The organism is Bacillus sp. LR--39, from assembly GCF_053613335.1.
In genome coordinates, this window is record NZ_JBSIOT010001660.1 from 1 (window position 1) to 509 (window position 509).

The following is a 509-nucleotide window of genomic DNA, read 5'->3' on the forward strand; positions in this document are numbered from 1 at the left end:
TCATGAAGCGCAAGCCCCGTCATCCGAAAGAAGGGGTATTTGCCCGCAAGCTAGGATGGAAGGTCGTTTCCAGAGGATTTTTAATCGGAGTTGCCACTATTTTAGCGTTTATCATTGTATACCACCGCAATCCGGAAAACTTAGCTTATGCCCAGACGATCGCGTTTGCCACATTGGTTCTCGCTCAGCTTATTCACGTGTTTGACTGCCGCAGCGAAACTTCTGTTTTCTCTAGAAACCCGTTTCAAAACCTGTATTTAATCGGCGCGGTATTGTCATCCATTTTGCTGATGCTTGTAGTAATCTACTATCCGCCGCTTCAGCCGATTTTCCATACTGTAGCCATCACGCCGGGGGACTGGATGCTCGTCATCGGTATGTCCGCCATCCCTACTTTTTTGCTGGCGGGGTCACTTTTAACAAGAAAAAAATAAATTCATATGATATAATCTTAGGGGTAATAGCGTGTCTATTGCCCTTTTATTATGAGAACAGGGAAGAATTGGGTG

At 45.4% G+C, this 509-nt stretch carries 1 protein-coding gene; it reads left to right on the forward strand.

Annotation, left to right across the window (positions count from 1 at the left end; all coding sequences use genetic code 11):
• Positions 1-434: cation transporting ATPase C-terminal domain-containing protein (locus ACWHAR_RS32365; protein ID WP_452089089.1), on the forward strand; the 434-nt coding region annotated here is incomplete at its 5' end.
• Positions 435-509: the final 75 nt, after the last annotated feature.